The organism is Paenibacillus terrae, assembly GCF_005217525.1.
Taxonomy (GTDB): Bacteria; Bacillota; Bacilli; order Paenibacillales; family Paenibacillaceae; genus Paenibacillus; species Paenibacillus terrae_C.
On sequence record NZ_PNXQ01000008.1, the window covers coordinates 23,962 to 41,396 of the forward strand.

Below are 17,435 nucleotides of genomic sequence, written 5' to 3' on the forward strand. Positions count from 1 at the left end.
ACTGTAGTGATTAGTGGCAATCCTCAAAATAGTTTCCGTGGTGATACACGGAAACTATTTTATTATCGGGGGAAACGGGGAGTGGGAAGAGTGAATTCTAAGATTCATGTAGCGATTATTGACGACGGAGTTACTGCGGAAGTCTTCAATACAAATATGTTGTATGATATTGAAATGGTCTCTTCATTACCAGTTCATTTTCAAACATCCACAAGTGCTGCCCAAGACAAGCCCCTGGAAGACGAACGACAGAATACGTACATGATGAACCATGGGACATTATGTGCAGGTATTGTACAAGCCTATTTTCCGAATGCAGTGATAAGTAGTGTTAAAATATTGAAACAAAGGAAAGGAAATGCTGATCAACTTTGCGCTGCCCTGCGCTGGTGTGTAAAACACGGGGTACAGGTAGCCAATATCAGTCTGGGAAGTACCGATTTTCGGGATCGTACCTTATTGCGGGAAGTGGTGAATGAAGTTGCGGCCGCAGGGCTTATTATGGTAAGTGCCGCACACAATGGCGGTTTTCTCACTTATCCTGCTTCCTTCAGCAATGTGATTGGAGTAGAATGTGACCGAAGCGGGAACCTTGCTGCAGGTCAATACAGGTATAACCTTGAGGCGGCCTTCGGTGGTGGAATTGAATTCACGGCTTTTGCTAGACATGCCCTTACAGACGTGTTAGGAGGGACAGTGTTGTGCCCTAACAGCAACAGCTATGCAGCCCCGCTAATCACGGCACAGGTATGTATGTTATTGCAGAGCTCTAAGTGTATTTATTCTATAGAGTTGCTTAAGAACGAATTGCAGGAACATAGCTGTAATCTGGTGCAAGCCTCCCGTTTACCAGTGCAACGGTACAGAAATCCAGATTGGATTCGGTGTGCGTTTGTATTTAAAGCAGGTACTACTACCTGTACAGTGGCACCGTATTATTTTCAGATTCAACGTGAAATTCTGATCTCCTCTCAAGAGGCTGTTCCTGTGATCAAAGCGGTGCTCGTGCAGGAGCATGAGCAACAGCGGACAACCGATACCCTCATTTTATTGGGGCACATGGATGCGGTTGCCCTTCGGCAAGTGAGTCAATTGGCTATTCAGTACGGTAAGCATGTGGTTTATGCAGGTGAATGGCAGTGCGATATCCCCACGATGGGCTTTTTCTCCCGTCAATTGCGCTTATGGCATGGAGAGGTCGGCCTACAGAGAGAACTGGAGAAGTATAAGGAAGGAAAGTCTCTTGAAATTCCGTTTGTCGCTATTTATTATGACGGGGAAATGGACATATTTTATTTTCTGCATTTGCTGAAAATGTCTTTTGTCCGGGATGGATATCATTGTTGGGTTGCAGTGGATCAGTCCAGATCTGTATTGCATGATATGGAATACATTTGCTTTTCTCGTACTGTAAATAGAATGGAGGAGCTTGTATGCTGTTGTAATAAGACCGCCTCCATGGCTCATGCGGATGTTGTTATTCTTTGTCTGGAGGCCCGTCAGGGTTTGGATGGGTTGAGGAAACAGAACTCACCGGATACAGAGCTGGAGCTTTGGTTGCAAACAACTGAAGGATCAGAAGCTATCCGAATTTCTATAGTAAGTAATAATAAACTTTTGGAGAAAAGGACGCTCCAAGGTTTAAATGTGGAGGCTATAGACGCTCTGTATAAATATATAGAGTATGTGCTGGTCAATTAACATTCCTATTATTTGGGTAATATTTTCTATAATTGAATCGTTTTAATTTCTTGTTCAGTTAATCCGGTAGCCTTTGCAATGATAGCTATGTCCATACCCATGGAAAGCATATTTTTGGCGATATCCTTTTTCTCTTCTATTTTTCCTTTCGCCATACCGACGGATTCTGCTCTATCGATCATGGAAGCTTCATCGTGCAGGTATTTCTGCCGGGCTTCATACAGACGTCTTGCTTCTGAATCCTGACTCAAGAATTGCAGCGTGTTCATGGCCTTTTCCAATCCTGGTCGTTCATTTTTAAAACCTCCCATTTGGATGGATCTGCGCCTTTAAGAAACAACAGCCAGTTGATAAGCCCTCCTTCTTTGAAGGATGCGGTTTGCTCATCCAGCTTCAGCAGTTCCAGAAAATATACTTCAATATCATCAATAAGTGATATCCCTGTGCGGTCCTCGCGTAAATGAAACACATTGTGGTATTCATCGTTAGGTAAAAAAGAATAGTTGAGGATGTTAATGGTCACACATTTTTTTAGTTCCTGGTATTTTTCGCCCTCATGAAGCTGTCCCGCGTATCGCTTACTCCAATAGAACAACGTCCGCTTCTCAATATCGTATTTGTTGAAAAGCTGCATTTCGATATCAATTAGTTTGCCCTCTGCGGTCTTGGCATAGACATCAAAAATAGACTGCTTGTCGTCCTTATCCGTATAGGGATTCATTAAAATAATTTCGGTTAATTGAGCTTCTCCAGCTCCCGTTTAGTATTAATTATATCATCTTTTTTAAGATATCAGATTGTCTGAACTTCTTTTCCGAATGATACTGTTTCATCATTTCACTACATATTCTTAGGGTAAAAACTAACCTGGGATGTGTATACATGAATGATAGCTCATTTTCACCCCAATCCTTTGAAAAACCTAATTTCCTGGTACTCCTTGTGGATGAGGAACGGTATCCAGCGGTTTATGAAAACCGGGAAATCAAAGAATGGAGCAGACAAAATCTTATTACGCAAGGACTCTTGAGGTCTCACGGACTGGAGTTTCACAGGCATTATATTGGAAGTGCTGCATGCAGCCCCAGCAGAACAACCTTGTTCACTGGTCATTATCCGTCACTCCATGGCGTCACTCAGACAGACGGAGTGGCCAAGGGGGCATTCGACTCCGATATGTTCTGGCTGGATAGAAATACGGTGCCTACGATGGGGGATTATTTTCGCGCAGCCGGATACCAAACGTACTATAAAGGAAAATGGCATATATCCGATGAGGATATTATCATCCCGGGTACGCACAAAGCCCTTCCCAGCTATCATCCGCTGACGGGGGTACCCGACAGAAGACTGGAAGGCATATATGAGCAAGCCGACCGCTTGGATAGCTTTGGATTTTCCGGGTGGATCGGTCCAGAGCCGCATGGGAGAAACCCACGAAATTCTGGTTCCTCCGCCGCTGTTGGTTTAAGCGGGCGAGATGAGGTGTACGCCGCAGAAACCGCCCAGCTAATCGAAGCCCTTGACCGTCGGAAACAACATGACAACCATGCAGAGCCTTGGTTAGTCGTAACTTCATTTGTGAACCCGCATGATATTGTTTTATATGGTGCTATTACTGCGCGATTGCCCATGTTTCGATTTGAGGTGGAACCGATGCCAGATGTCACTCCCCCTCCGACAATCAACGAATGGCTGGCTACAAAGCCACGCTGTCAGGCAAGCTACAGGGATATTTACCCTAGAGCGTTACAGCCCATTATGGATCAGCCCTTTTATCGAAAGCTTTACTACCAGTTGCAAAAAAATGCAGACCGTCAGATGCTTAAGGTATTTGAAGCACTGACCCGTTCTTCTTTTTACGATAATACCATTGTGATTTTTACATCCGATCATGGAGATTTGCTAGGCGCTCACGGCAATCTTCATCAAAAATTTTACTGTGCTTATGAAGAGATTGTGCATGTGCCTTTGGTTATCCATAACCAACATCTGTTTCCTCAATATAAAAGCGAGCATACCCTGACAAACCACGTGGATCTCCTGCCTACGATGCTTGGACTGGCGAATGTTGACATCACTGCAATCCAGAGCCGCCTGCAAAACAGCTTTAGCGAAGCCCGCCCCTTGGTGGGACGTGATCTTACTCCTGTTATCCGCGGACAGAACCAGGGGGAGATAGTTGACCAGCCGGTTTATTTTATGACCGACGATGATGTGACCCGAGGACAGCGGCAGATCAATATACTGGGAGAGGCATATCCGTCTGTTGTTCAGCCCAATCATATCGAGACTGTCATTACGCCCCTGCAAAGAGAGGGTGTAAAGGAGCTGTGGAAGTTTACCCGCTATTTTGACAGTACTCAATTCTGGAGCCAACCGGGGGTGAAGGATGTTACTATGCGACCCGTGGGCGAGCATACATGCGGACAATATTCTCAATGGGCTACACAGGTCAAAACGCAACCGGAACGTGACGAATATGAATTGTATAACCTGACCAGCGACCCTTTGGAAACATGTAACCTTGCTCATCCAGCATTTGCAACGCAGCAGAGCAGAAGCGTTCAGCAACAGATGATGCGCTTACTGGAGGAACAACGTAAACAAAAACGTTTATATCCCGCTCAATCAGGTGTGAGGTGAAAAACAACGCTTTTTCCCTCTTCCGGGTCATCGGAAACAGCTTGATGCTCTCTATTAAACGCGATTCGGTCGATAATTATGTATTCGGTTACAATGTTACCATACGAACAGCGGAGCTTCTCTTTGAAGGAGGGGCTCCGCTTTTTCGGGTTCACATGGACATGTTGTGAAAAATCCAAAAAAACAACTTTTGCTTACAGCCTCACCAGTCTTGTAAATCTGGCCTGCTGCCGATTAGCAGCAGGCTGACATTTTTTTACGCATCCAACGTATACAAGGGCAGGCCTTCCGGCAAAGCTGCCGGGCGCAGGCATGTGCTCTGCATCGGATAGAATGTCTGCTCATCGGAGGAATCATGGAACGCCCACATCGCCTCCAACACATGGTAGGCCAGTTCACCGCTGGCGCGGTGAGGCCGTCCGCTGCGGACAGCATAGGCCATATCGGCAACGCCGATGCCCCGTGTATTCTCCTGGTAGCCCGGCAGCAGCGGCGCCTCTGTCCATTCCTGCTCGCCCTGCAGCCTGTAGCGAACCGGCCCTCCGAATGTGTTCGGGTCAGGCACCTGCAGCGTGCCATGAGTACCATATACCTCGATCGGTGGCAGGGAGCTTCCACCAAAGATGTCAAAGCTGGTAATCAACGTGCCGACAGCCCCCTGCTCAAAGCGTAGCAATCCAGCCACATGGGTCGGAATGTCGACCGGGATGGTCTGGCCTCTCTTTTTCTCGCTTGTAATACTTCGCTGGTCCAGCGCCTTGCCTGTCATGCCAGAGATGGTGGCAATCGGACCAAGCAATTGCACCAGAGCTGTCAAATAATAAGGGCCCATATCAAACATTGGTCCGCCGCCCATAGCATAATAAAATTCAGGATCGGGATGCCAATGTTCATGTCCACGGCTCATCATGAAGGCCGTAGCGGCTACCGGCCTGCCAATGACCCCTTCCTCAATCAGCTTCAATGCCGTCTGTATGCCGGAGCCGAAGAAGGTCTCCGGTGCGCAGCCGATAAGCAGTCCCTTGCGGCGGGCCAGCTCCAAGACAGCCTGGCCCTGCTCACGGGTGACCGCAAGCGGCTTCTCTACATAGACATGCTTGCCTGTCTCAAGGGCTCTGAGAGATACGTCGGCGTGAACGGCCGGTATGGTCAGATTAATGATGAGTTCAATCTCTGGATCAGCCAGGATCTCATCTACCGAATATACGTTCGGAACGTTATACGCTGCCGCCTGCTCCTTTGCTCGGCCCTGGTCCAGATCTGCTACTGCCGACAGCTCCAGAATATCGAAGCGCTGGCAATTTTCCATGTAAATTCCGCTGATTTTACCACAACCGATAATGCCCACCTTCATTTTGTTCATGCCTGGACTCCCTTCACCTTCAAAAAATGGATAATGGAATTTCCTTACTGCATCCGACATCATCCTGTCTACGCTACCGCTGCTGGTTGTCTGCCATGCCCGTATAAGCATCTGCCAAGGAGCCGCCCCGGGCAGCCGCCGTCTGTTTGCCTGCCGCAGCCCACAGGAACCCGCTGCGCATCATCTCGGTCACTTGAGGCATCTCTATGATATCTGCGTGATGTCCTAGCGAATTGTAGAAGACGCGACCGTTTCCCCAACACTTCGTCCATACAACGGGCATATCCACCGGCCCATTGGCTGAATGCGGTCCCGGTACGACCGGGAAGCGTGTGGTTGCCAGCACTTCAACCGCCGGGTCTACGTGGAGGTAGTACTGCTCGCTTTTGACCTGAAAATCCTCAATATGGTCCAGCAGCGGGCTGGAGCCGCGCTTCATGTTCACCATATACTCCACCCCGTCATTGCCGGGATGTGCAACCCATTGCCCGCCTGTCATGAACTGCCAGTCCACATTGTTCCGGAAGGCATCGCACATGCCGCCATGGCAGCCTGCTAGGCCTACGCCGCTCTGAACTGCTGCCGAGACATGATTGACCAGCTCCTGCTCAATCTGTCCCATGGTCCACAACGGAACGATTAGGTCCAGGCCAAGCAGCTTCTCCGCATCCTGGTAGGCTTCAAGGTTATTAGACACCTCCACCTCGAACCGCTCTTCCTTCAGGATCCGTTCAAAAATGGCAGCCACCTGCTCCGGCTCATGTCCGTCCCATCCGCCCCATACAATCAGTGCCTTGCTCATCTGTAATCCACTCACCTTTCGGAATGTGATAGTTATCTTACATTTCTTCAATGGATACCCAGCGGCGCTCCTCTATGGATCGTTCCACCGCTTCAAGCACGGCCTGACAAGCGACCCCGTCGTGGAAGTTCGGCACAGGCTGCCGTCCCTCGGAGATGGCACTCATCAGCTCAAGCATCTCGTGGGTGAAGGTATGCTCGAATCCGATCGTATGTCCCGCAGGCCACCAGGCCTCGGAGTACTTGTGTGCCGGATCGGTGGCGAGCACGCGGCGGAAGCCCTGAACGTCCTTCTCATCTTGTGTGAAATACACTTCCAGTTCGTTCATCCGTTCAAAGTCAAACCGCACACTGCCCAGACTGCCGTTGATCTCGAATGAATTGGTGCTCCGGTGTCCGGCCGCAAACCGTGTGGCCTCGAAGCTGCCCAGCGCACCTCCGGCGAAGCGTGCCAGGAACAGCGTGGCATCATCGACCGTCACTTCTCCCATCGGCGCATTCGCCCCGGCGTTGCCCTTGGCGCTCAATCCGGTCATCTCCGAAGCCAGCGGGCGCTGCTTGATGAACGTCTCGCTCATGCCGATCACTTCATGAAACTCGCCGACCAGGAACCGGGCGAGATCAATCAGATGAGCGCCAAGATCACCATGAGAGCCAGAACCGGCCACTTCCTTTTGCAGCCGCCACACCAGCGGGAAGGACGGGTCCATGATCCAGTCCTGAAGGAAAAAGGCACGGAAATGATAGATTTTGCCCAGGCGGCCGCTCTCGACTAGCTGCTTCGCCAGCTGGACAGCAGGAGAGAAGCGGTAGTTGAAGCCGATCATATGTCTGACACCCGCTTCCTCCGCTGCCTGTAGCATGTCACGGGAATCCGCCAGCGAGAGCGCAAGCGGCTTCTCACAGAACAGATGCTTGCCATGGAGGGCAGCCTCAATGACAATTTCCTTATGGGCATCACTCGGAGCGTTGATGTCAATGAGATCAATATCTTCACGTTTCACCAGATCATGCCAATTGGTAACGCTTTCGGTCCAGCCGAACTGGCGGGCAGCCGCCTGAACCCCCTGCTCGTTGCGTCCACAGATGACGGACATCTCCGGCTGCAGCGGGGCACCCGGGAAGAACATGGGCAGATTGCGGTAAGCGTTGCTGTGAGCCTTGCCCATAAATTTGTAGCCAATCATTCCGATACGAAGACGATTAGACATGTCGTTATCCTCCTTATGGGTCTGAGTTCCAACGGATTGTTGAGGAATGCGGTTATTGACGAATGGATGATGCCCTGATAATCAACTTCGTGGACAGAAGCTCTCTTATCGAGGGGCATCCGGTCAGTTCCAAGGCTGGAATACGGTCTGGAGAATCCGGTATAAGCTTCGAGGCCGCAAGCTCCCCCATCTCATAAAAAGGAACGCGGACGCTGCTTAGCGGCGGAACGGACATCTCGGCCACATCCGAATCGTCATAGCCCACGAACGCCGGGAATCGGTCAACGCCCAGTCCGAGCTCGCGCAGCCCCTGCATCACACCGATGGCCATCCGGTCGTTCGCCGCAAACACGGCATCAATATCATTCAGCCTGCCTGCGATTGTAGCCGACGCTTTAAGCCCGCTTCGACGGCTGTAATTGCCCTCCAGAAGCAGCTCGCGATCATAATCGATGCCGGCCTCTTGAAGCGCGATGCGGTAGCCCTTCAAACGCTCTGTACTGTTGGAATAGCTATCAGGGCCGTTGAGAAAGGCAATCCGCTTGCACCCCTGCTCTATGAGGTGACTTACAGCCGCCCGGCTTCCCTCCACGTGGTCTGCATCCACTTCACAGAACGACTGTCCTGCAAAATGGTGATTCATGACGCAGAACGGACGCCCTTCTTCCTGAAGTCTCTTCAGCGCTTCCAACTCATCGTGGTCATCCCTGGCTCCAAGCACGATACAGGCATCGACCTTTTGCTGGCGAAAAAGACCACTGTAATCCATCCTTTCCCCCGGTTTCCGGAACAATAGTAGCAGATCAAGTCCGCTGTCCCTGGCCTTGCTTCCGATGCCGCTCAGCATCTCGGAGAAAAAATAGGCTGAGAACAGGTGCGCCTTCGGCACATAAGGCATAACCACACCAAGATGCCCGCTCTTGCTTCGGGCAAAGTTGCGTGCCAGCGCGCTGGGAACATAACCAAGCTGATTGGCAGCGTCCTTGACCTTCTTCCGGGTCTCTTCCTTGATGGGACCGGCCGCGTTCAATACCCGCGATACCGTCGCTTCAGACACGCCGGCGAGCTCTGCTACTTCCTTGCGCGATACGATATTACCCACCTCCAGTCATTTTATGTACGCGCGTACATTTTCTCATGCAGCCCTGCCTCTGTCAATCCCACTTTCCTTAATAAAATTTTGATCGCATCTGTACAACTATAGCTACTACAGGATTTTGCAAAATCCTTATTTAAGAAAGTAGTTATCTGCTAAACGTAACCAATTGCTTATCGTTTATTAATATAGTTAATTAATATATTAAGTATTTAATAATAATATTGACCATAATATTTATGATGTGTTATATTAAATTCGTAAATGAGCATTTTGCAACAATCCCAAGAGCGATGTCAAATCAGCAATATAGAGATCGAAACAGTTTAGTTCGTCTATCTATTGTCCTTTCGAGCGTTGGGAATCGAATGATGCAAAATGCTGAAATAAACCACTTGTTAGTCTTAGAGGTACAACGGATTTTATTTTCGCATTCAGAGAGGATGGTTTAGGTGGCAGCAGCTGTAAAAGCAAAAATGATTGTAGATAAGTCATTTCGGATTGCTGAAGTCGATAAACGCATTTATGGTTCTTTTGTAGAGCATCTCGGGCGTGCCGTATATGGTGGTATTTATGAGCCTACTCATTCAACTAGTGATGAAAGCGGTTTCCGTAATGATGTAAAAGAGCTGGTGAAGCAGCTTGATGTCCCTATTATACGCTACCCGGGCGGCAATTTTGTATCCGGTTACAATTGGGAAGATGGTGTCGGTCCTGTCGCGTCCAGACCTAGACAGCTAGAGCTGGCGTGGAGAACGGTCGAGCCGAATGAAGTGGGTACGAACGAATTTTTCAAATGGGCGAAAGATATCGGTTCAGAGGTTATGATGGCGGTTAATCTGGGTACGCGCGGGATTGATGCGGCACGTAATCTGGTGGAATATTGCAACCATCCGGGCGGTTCCTACTGGAGTGATCTACGCCGCAGTCACGGTGTAGAGCAACCGCACAAGATTAAAACCTGGTGTCTCGGCAACGAAATGGACGGCCCATGGCAGATTGGACACAAGACAGCGGAAGAGTACGGTCGTCTCGCGGTAGAGTCCGCAAAAGCAATGAAGCTGATTGACCCTGACATAGAGCTTGTCTCTTGCGGTAGTTCCAGTTCGACAATGCCGACGTTCCCTGAGTGGGAAGCGACGACGCTGGATCATACCTATGAGGTAGCCGACTATATTTCTCTGCATCAATACTATGGCAACCACGACAATGATACGGCCAATTATTTGGCACGCTCCATGGATATGGACCATTTTATTCATACAGTTATTTCGACCTGTGACTATATCAAAGCGAAGAAGCGCAGCAAGAAAAAAATGATGCTCAGCTTCGATGAATGGAATGTGTGGTACCACTCCAACGATGCGGACAGCAAAATTGATCCGTGGTCTGTGGCGCCGCCCCAGCTTGAGGATATTTACAACTTCGAGGATGCACTGTTGGTGGGAAGCATGCTGATTACGTTCCTGCGTCATGCTGATCGTGTAAAAATGGCTTGTCTTGCCCAACTGGTCAACGTTATTGCGCCAATCATGACTGAAAATAACGGAAAAGCGTGGAAACAGACGATTTTCTATCCGTATCTGCATGCATCCCGTTATGGTCGCGGTGTATCGTTGATGCCCGTGGTAGACTCGGAAAAATACGATTCCAAGGATTTCACAGACATTCCTTATCTGGATAGCGCTGTGGTTTATGATGAAGAGGGAGGCGCTCTGACCGTCTTTGCGGTAAACCGCCACTTGTCCGAGTCGCTGGAACTGACAGTGGATGTGCGCAGCTTCGAAGGCTATCGCATTGTGGAGCATACTGTGCTGGAGCATGACGATCTCAAAGCAACTAACAGCCCGGCAGGAGAAAAGGTTTCGCCTCACAACGGCGGTAATGCCAAGCTCGACGATGGTATCGTCAAAGCTCATTTGGGCAAAGCCTCGTGGAACGTAATCCGTCTCGCCAAGTCTCATTAATCCTTTTTCTGCAAAAGGTACAGTCCCAGCTGTACCTGAAAAAGCCCGCATTCTCTCTTGTATGGGTATACAGGAGCAGCCATGCGGGCTCTTTGCATAAAATGAGCCATTTGTCCCTCAGCAAATATAGCGATACTAGAACAGGCTGATTTTTAAATAAAAATTATTCTAATTACTAAATTTAACTAAACGAAGATGTTACTTATTAACTATACTCTCATATTACATACATTTTTATGAAGTTAATTAGACCCAGTTCCAATCAGCCAAGGTGAAAAAAGACCCTATTATAGCGTTGTCAACGTATTGATATCTGAAATGCAGGGTGTGCAATCCGTCTGTAATCCACGTTATAATTCACAGGATGGTTTATTCAAAGCCAAGGATTGTCGTAGCATTTCCAGAAAGGAATGATCTGTATGAGTCAAACGGACGAATATCGTTTTCAGGTGAACTTGAGCGGGATGATTGATATTTTGGCCAATCATTTATATAGCAGCCCACGCGTGTTTATACGCGAGGTACTGCAAAATGCAACAGACGCAATTACGGCTCGCAAGGAGCTAGGGGAGACTGCTGCTGAAAGTAAAGAGTTTGAAGGTAAAGTGACCGTGGAGTTATCTGGCTCCGGTGAACAACAGGTTTTGATGATTCAGGATAACGGCATTGGACTGTCGGAAGAAGACATTCACCGCTTTCTGTCGATCATTGGCCAGTCTTCGAAGAAGGGGGCAGATTTACTGGCCTCGGAGACATCATTTATCGGGCGATTTGGGATTGGCTTGCTATCTTGCTTTATGGTGAGCGACGAAATCGTGGTGCTGACGCGTTCAGTAAAGGAAGGCATCTCCATGGAATGGAGAGGAAAACCGGATGGAACGTATACGATCCGTCGATTGGAGACTGAGCTGCCTGTAGGCACGCAAATGTATTTGCGCTGCAAGCCGGGGAGCGAGTTTTATTATGAGCCGGCGCAGGTGGAGGAGTCTCTATTTTATTATGGGGCGTTGCTGCCTTATCCGGTCATGCTGTCTGTAGACGGCGAGACCAAGCGCGTCAATCTTCCGTCTACCCGTTGGATGCAGGACCCGGAACAATTGCGCAGTCGTCGCGGTGAAGTGCTGGACTTGGGCTATCGCCTGATGGGTGAGCGCTTTGGCGATTTTATTCCACTGCGGACGGCATCGGGCAGAACAGGCGGGATTGCATTCATTTTGCCGCGTAGCATCAATCTCAACAGCAAACGGCTGCATCGGGTGTATCTGAAGCATATGCTGGTGTCCGACAAAGCGGAAAATGTATTGCCAGAGTGGGCCTTTTTCATTAAAAGTCTGATCTGGACAGATGAATTGCAGCCGACGGCATCACGTGAGTATTTTTATGAAAATGAGCAGCTTGACGCTGTTCGTTCTGAACTGGGAACCTGTATTCGGCAAGAGCTGCTACGCATGGCGGAGTATGAGCCAGACCGCTTGCAGCATTGGATTCGTTTGCATGAGCTTTCCATGAAGGCGCTAGCGGTGGAGGATGATGAATTTTTGCGGATTATGCACCGCTGGTTTTCCTTTGAAAGTACATTTGGGCGGCGGGAGCTGAGTGAACTGATCCGCGAGGCGGGCGGGCGTCCGCTCCATTACACATCGACGGTTGATGAGTATCGCCAAATTACCCATGTGGCGGCGGCGCAATCCATGCTGGTGATCAATGGCGGCTATATTTACGATACGGAAATTTTGGAAAAGCTGCATTGGATCGACCCTGCCCTGCAAGCCGAGCGGCTTAGTCCCGAGGATGTATCTCTTTCATTTACCGGGCTAACGCAGGAAGAGCGCGAGCAGTATTACAGCGTGCTGCGCGTCATGGATGCTGCTTTGCAGCCGATGCGCTGCCGTACGGAATTGAAGCGTTTTGAGCCGGCGAGCTTGCCTGTGCTATATACCATTTCGCAGGATGCGCTAACCTTGCGCTCGATGGAAAATACCGTTGAAGAAACAACTGCGCTTTTTTCCAATGTACTCGATAGTCTGAAAGCCGGGGTCCAGCAGAATGCGGGCTACTCGACCTTATATTTTAATCTGAACAATCCGGTGGTGGCGCGTATTTTTGAGGCTACCGATACACAGATGATTACGGCTGCAACGGAAATGATGTATGTGAACGCACTTATGATGGGCCATTATCCGATGAATCGGAGTGAGTTGGGTCTGATGAATCGGAGTGTGCTGCATTTTATTAATTGGGGATTAGGGAACGGACAAAACACGTAATTGCGTAATTACAGGAGGCTAGTCGAATGGAAGATACGATATATGATTTGATGGAACAGGCGCAGGATCTGCCCGGAGGGGCGGCCAAGCTGGCGATTTTGGAGGAAGCGGCCCGCTTGGCGGATGCTTCCGGATTGAAGGAACTCGGCTACGAAGTCCGGGGAGAAATTGTGGACTGCGCTATTTTTAATGGATATCCGTTAAAGGCGCTGATCGCTTTTTCGTGGCAACTGGGTCAATTTGATCAAAGCCCCGACGAATATGATGAGCAAGAGTTGCTGTGGACTTACAAATGGATTCTCGGCAAGGTATGCAGCTTTCCCAATATACCGAAAACCCAGGTGGAGGATCTTGTGGAGGATATGCGCAAACGTTATGCCGAATACGGGTATAATGAGCGTCCATATCACTACTATAAGTTCCGTATCGCGATGGATATGGGGAGACTGGATGAGGCACGCCAGTATTTGGATACCTTCCGTACGATCGAACGGGATAGCATGAGTGATTGTGAAGCCTGCGAGCAGAGCCAGATCGTGCGTTTTTACTATTTGACCGGAGAGGACGAGCAGGCGCTTGCCGTGGCCAAACCGATTTTGTCGGGACGGATGACATGCGCGGAAGTACCGCATGTGACGCTCTCACAGGTGCTATTGCCGCTTTACCGTCAAGGGGAAGCAGACAAGGCGAAGGATCATCATCGTAATGGATATCGCCTGGTTCGGGATGACCGTGATTTTCTGAAAACCATAGCGGAGCATATCGAGTATTTGGCGGTTGCGGACCCGGTTAAGGGAATTGAAGTGGTAGAGCGTCATTTGCATATAGCGCTGGATTATGAGAGCGGGCTGGAGCAAATGTATTTTTACGCGGCAATGGTAGGTCTGCTGCAAAAGCTCGACGCTTCGGGTGATAGTAGATTGATCCGGCTGCCTGCTTCTTTGGAGTGGGGCAAAGAGGAGCGTACGCTGACAGAAATTATTGCGTATTTCAGACCACTGGCAGAGTCGGCGGCAGCAGCATTTGATCGACGGAACGGGAATATGTTTTATACCGATTGGATCGGGAAAATTGTTCAAACCGCGTAGAAGAAGAGGCTCTTGTGACAAATATTTATACAGCCCAAACAATGAGCGAGTATAATGTCCCTGTGAAATGACAGGAGGGGTTATGTAGTGACTGAAACCGAGAAAGTTATTAATTTTGCACATCGCGGTGCTTCGGGTGTATGCCCTGAAAATACGATGGCGGCGTTCCGTCACGCTTTGGAGCTGGGAGCAACCGGCATAGAAACGGATGTGCAGCGTACCCGGGATGGGCATTTGGTGCTCATTCACGATGAATCACTGGAACGCACGACAGGTTCCTCACTGGATGTACGCGATATTACGCTGGAAGAACTGAATGGGTTAGATGCAGGCGGCTGGTTTGATGAGAAATTCCGGGGCGAGCGGGTGCCGTTGCTGGATGAACTGCTGGAGCTGGCGAAGTCTTCGGATGCAGTCATTAATCTGGAATTGAAAAATAGCATTTACCTTTATCCCGGTATGGAGGAAGAGGTGATTGCCGCTGTACGACGTTTCGGTTTAGAGGAGCGGGTGATTATCTCCAGCTTCAATCATGAATCACTGGCGCTTTGTGCGCAATTGGCACCTGAGATCAAGACAGGAGCGCTGTATATTGAGATTATGGTTCGTCCGTCGGAGTATGCAAGACAATTCGGGGTAACAGCACTGCATGCTTACAAGCATTCCGTTACACCAGAAGGGGTATCTGAGGCACAGGCAGCGGGTATGGTCTACCATCCGTGGACAGTAAATGAGCCGGAAGAAATGCAGCGACTGCTGGAGGCCGGGGTGAGCGGCATCATCACGGACTACCCTGATCGGTTGGTGCACCTATTGGCTGTCCGCTCTTCCTAAGCCGAAGACATAGCAGAACTGCGACTAAGCTCTTTTGGATATGAATATGGCTATTTATGAAGCCAAAAGACTCTCCTGTACGCACTCGTCTTTACGAGGCAAAGGAGAGTCTTTTTTGAGCTTGAGCCGAAGAACATATCATCACGATAATCTTGTTTCCTTTCTATTTGACGCCAAGCCGCATACGATAGCTGAACAGGATATCCAAGGTTCTGTCCTGAAAATGATCCTTTACGAGCTTCACAAAGCGGGCCAAATCTTCATCAAGCGCCCGATTGCCGAGTTTGAATAGCGTTTGTATACCGCCTTGACTAAGAACAAGCCCTATATAACGTGCTGCGTCGCACTGCTCACGGTTGTGAAAGACAATTTCCCGGGTATAACGGAATTGTCCGCTGCGCTGTAGATTAGGCAAATGCTGTTCCTTGCTCCATTTATGGGCTTGCTGCTCTACAGGTGCTTCCCGATTGAGAATCTCGTCTGCTTTGGTGATCAACTGTACATAAGCTTGATCTATCTCCCATTGCAGCACCGGAGGCCAATCGCAGTCAAAGGCGGCGAATATCCCGCCTTGAGCCAAGACTCTGCCCGCTTCCCTGAGCGTGCTGTCGGGGTCCATCCAGTGAAAGGATTGAGAGCAGGTGATGACGTCTACAGTTCCATCCTCAAAGGGCAGATTGTTGGAGAACCCACTTTTGAAGGAAATGGTGTCTGCCGTTGTCGCTCCTGCTGTCTCCAGCTTACGCTGCGCTTTTCCTCTCATGTCTGGGTTGGGCTCGATGCCGACAATTTGACAGGCCACGTCTTTCCAAATGAAAGTCGAAAGCCCTGTTCCACAGCCAATATCAGCAACAAGCTCCACTTTTCGTTCCAGATAGCGGGAAATAATCTCGACAACGAGTGACGGTGCTTCCGGACGGTGTTGGTCGTAGTCATCGGCAAAGCCGTTGAAACGGTCTACATTACTTTGCAAATTCCCCTCAGGTATCATATGGACTTTTTCCTCCCTGATTTCGGCGGACAGCCGAGCATATTCCGATAGTGCTGTACTTTGACATTATACAGGTTTATGTGTTTATACATCTACTCTTGTGGTTGCACAACATGGATCAGATATCAGAATATGCACAGGAGAAGGGGATAGGTGCAATTCTGTGTGCCTATTTTATCGTGAAGCCAGCGCCCACTCGCGCATCATGGAGTCAAGCATTGGACGAAGATCCTCGCGCTGCATGCCCATGTGAAGCACAGCTTCCAGGTATCCTGCTTTATCACCGATATCATAACGCGTGCCTTCCAGCTCAAGCGCCAGCAGTTGATTCTGCAATGCCACCTGATGAAGGGCGTCAGTCAGTTGATATTCGCCGCCCGCACCAGTAGACATATGTTCCAATATGGAGAAAATGGAAGGCTCCAATACATATCGTCCAATGACTGCCTGCCGTGAAGGAGCGTCTGCTGGGGATGGCTTTTCAACAAGTCCGCCGACTTCGTGAATAAGACCGTTCTGGCGAGTGGAGTCAATAATGCCGTATTTACTTACATCCTGTTCTTCCACTGTGCGTACGCCGACCACTTGCTTGCCAGTCGCTTCGTAGACATCCATCATTTGACGAATTGCCGGGGTAGAGGAATTCATAATATCATCGCCTAGCAACACAGCGAATGGCTCATCACCAATAAACTGACGGGCACAACGTACCGCATGTCCCAAACCGAGGGGTTCTTTTTGGCGGATGTAGTGAATTACGGCTTTGCCCCCGATGCTTTGGACCTCGCGCAGAAGATCGTACTTGCCTTTGCTTTCCAGTGCTTGCTCCAGTTCTACCGACTTGTCAAAATGATCCTCGATGGCTTTTTTATTACGCCCAGTCACGATAATGATGCTTTCAACCCCGGATTTGATAGCCTCTTCGACAATATATTGAATAGCTGGCTTGTCGACAATCGGAAGCATCTCTTTAGGCAAAGCTTTCGTAGCAGGTAAAAAACGAGTTCCTAATCCAGCGGCTGGTATAACGGCTTTTGTAATTTTTCTCATAGAGATTCACTTTCCTTTCGGGGTGGGGAACCGAATACCCAATATCGGCTCCCGATATAATTGATGATCATTCCGGCTGCGGTGGCAATCAGCTTGCAAGCGGCAAGCGGCAGCTCGGTTCCACTGTGAAGCATTTGCAATAATAAGGAGGTCAGACCCAATACGATCAGGTTGATGACGATAAATCTAGGCAATTGACGTTTATGAGTATCGGGTTCTGGTTGTTTGTTGAATGTCCATTTGCTGTTCAAAATGTAACTGTTGGCTGTGCCGCAGCTGTATGAAATGATCTGCGACAACGCAACCTGAACTCCGGCCCAGGCCAGCAGCATGAAAATGATATAGTCTACGCCCGTATTCACCAGTCCTACCATGCCAAAACGGATCATAGGGAATAGCTGGGCCATGCGACTTTTCAAG

Annotated in this window: 13 protein-coding genes and 1 pseudogene; 6 read left to right on the plus strand and 8 right to left on the minus strand. The window is 49.3% G+C overall.

What is annotated here, in order from left to right; all coding sequences use genetic code 11:
• Positions 1 to 90 precede the first annotated feature (90 nt).
• The gene (locus C1I60_RS07375; protein ID WP_137061151.1) at positions 91 to 1,701 is read left to right on the plus strand and encodes a S8 family serine peptidase; all 1,611 of its coding nucleotides are present in this window, start codon (positions 91 to 93) and stop codon (positions 1,699 to 1,701) included.
• A gap of 26 nt (positions 1,702 to 1,727) precedes the next feature.
• Here the strand turns inward: C1I60_RS07375 and C1I60_RS26415 are convergent.
• Positions 1,728 to 2,455, minus strand: a pseudogene (locus C1I60_RS26415) (Rpn family recombination-promoting nuclease/putative transposase); the annotation flags it as partial.
• A gap of 128 nt (positions 2,456 to 2,583) precedes the next feature.
• Between C1I60_RS26415 and C1I60_RS07385 the strand changes: the two are divergent.
• Entirely contained in the window at positions 2,584 to 4,347 is a 1,764-nt protein-coding gene (locus tag C1I60_RS07385) for a sulfatase family protein (protein WP_137061152.1), read from the plus strand.
• A gap of 256 nt (positions 4,348 to 4,603) precedes the next feature.
• Here the strand turns inward: C1I60_RS07385 and C1I60_RS07390 are convergent, their stop codons facing one another.
• From C1I60_RS07390 to C1I60_RS07405, 4 genes are all read right to left on the minus strand, one after another.
• The gene (locus C1I60_RS07390) at positions 4,604 to 5,710 is read right to left on the minus strand and encodes a Gfo/Idh/MocA family protein (RefSeq protein WP_137061153.1); all 1,107 of its coding nucleotides are present in this window, start codon (positions 5,708 to 5,710) and stop codon (positions 4,604 to 4,606) included.
• Positions 5,711 to 5,783: 73 nt separating this feature from the next.
• Entirely contained in the window at positions 5,784 to 6,512 is a 729-nt protein-coding gene (locus C1I60_RS07395; RefSeq protein ID WP_137061154.1) for a ThuA domain-containing protein, read from the minus strand.
• 37 nt (positions 6,513 to 6,549) lie between these two features.
• Positions 6,550 to 7,722, minus strand: a complete 1,173-nt coding sequence (locus C1I60_RS07400; RefSeq protein WP_137061155.1) for a Gfo/Idh/MocA family protein — start codon at positions 7,720 to 7,722, stop codon at positions 6,550 to 6,552.
• A gap of 52 nt (positions 7,723 to 7,774) precedes the next feature.
• A complete protein-coding gene (locus C1I60_RS07405; protein ID WP_434784378.1) occupies positions 7,775 to 8,830 on the minus strand; it encodes a LacI family DNA-binding transcriptional regulator in 1,056 nt (351 codons plus the stop codon).
• 440 nt (positions 8,831 to 9,270) lie between these two features.
• Between C1I60_RS07405 and arfA the strand changes: the two genes are divergently transcribed.
• From arfA to C1I60_RS07425, 4 genes are all read left to right on the plus strand, one after another.
• Positions 9,271 to 10,785: an arabinosylfuranosidase ArfA gene (gene arfA / locus C1I60_RS07410; RefSeq protein WP_137061157.1), complete on the plus strand. Its 1,515-nt coding sequence runs from the start codon at positions 9,271 to 9,273 to the stop codon at positions 10,783 to 10,785.
• Positions 10,786 to 11,204: 419 nt separating this feature from the next.
• Positions 11,205 to 13,052, plus strand: coding sequence for an HSP90 family protein (locus C1I60_RS07415; protein ID WP_137061158.1), 1,848 nt, complete (start codon positions 11,205 to 11,207; stop codon positions 13,050 to 13,052).
• 26 nt (positions 13,053 to 13,078) lie between these two features.
• Positions 13,079 to 14,140: a hypothetical protein gene (locus tag C1I60_RS07420; protein WP_137061159.1), complete on the plus strand. Its 1,062-nt coding sequence runs from the start codon at positions 13,079 to 13,081 to the stop codon at positions 14,138 to 14,140.
• An 87-nt stretch (positions 14,141 to 14,227) separates the two neighbouring features.
• Positions 14,228 to 14,974 carry a glycerophosphodiester phosphodiesterase gene (locus C1I60_RS07425; protein WP_137061160.1) on the plus strand — a complete coding sequence of 249 codons (747 nt, stop codon included), beginning with the start codon at positions 14,228 to 14,230 and terminating at the stop codon, positions 14,972 to 14,974.
• Positions 14,975 to 15,137: 163 nt separating this feature from the next.
• Here C1I60_RS07425 and C1I60_RS07430 read toward each other — a convergent pair whose 3' ends face one another.
• The 3 genes from C1I60_RS07430 to C1I60_RS07440 form a co-directional block, all read right to left on the minus strand.
• Entirely contained in the window at positions 15,138 to 15,965 is an 828-nt protein-coding gene (locus C1I60_RS07430) for a class I SAM-dependent methyltransferase (protein ID WP_137061161.1), read from the minus strand.
• A gap of 174 nt (positions 15,966 to 16,139) precedes the next feature.
• A complete protein-coding gene (gene galU / locus C1I60_RS07435) occupies positions 16,140 to 17,015 on the minus strand; it encodes a UTP--glucose-1-phosphate uridylyltransferase GalU (RefSeq protein WP_137061162.1) in 876 nt (291 codons plus the stop codon).
• The gene (locus tag C1I60_RS07440; RefSeq protein WP_137061163.1) at positions 17,012 to 17,434 is read right to left on the minus strand and encodes a GtrA family protein; all 423 of its coding nucleotides are present in this window, start codon (positions 17,432 to 17,434) and stop codon (positions 17,012 to 17,014) included. Before C1I60_RS07440 ends, galU begins: the two co-directional genes overlap by 4 nt.
• Between the last annotated feature and the right edge of the window lies 1 nt (position 17,435).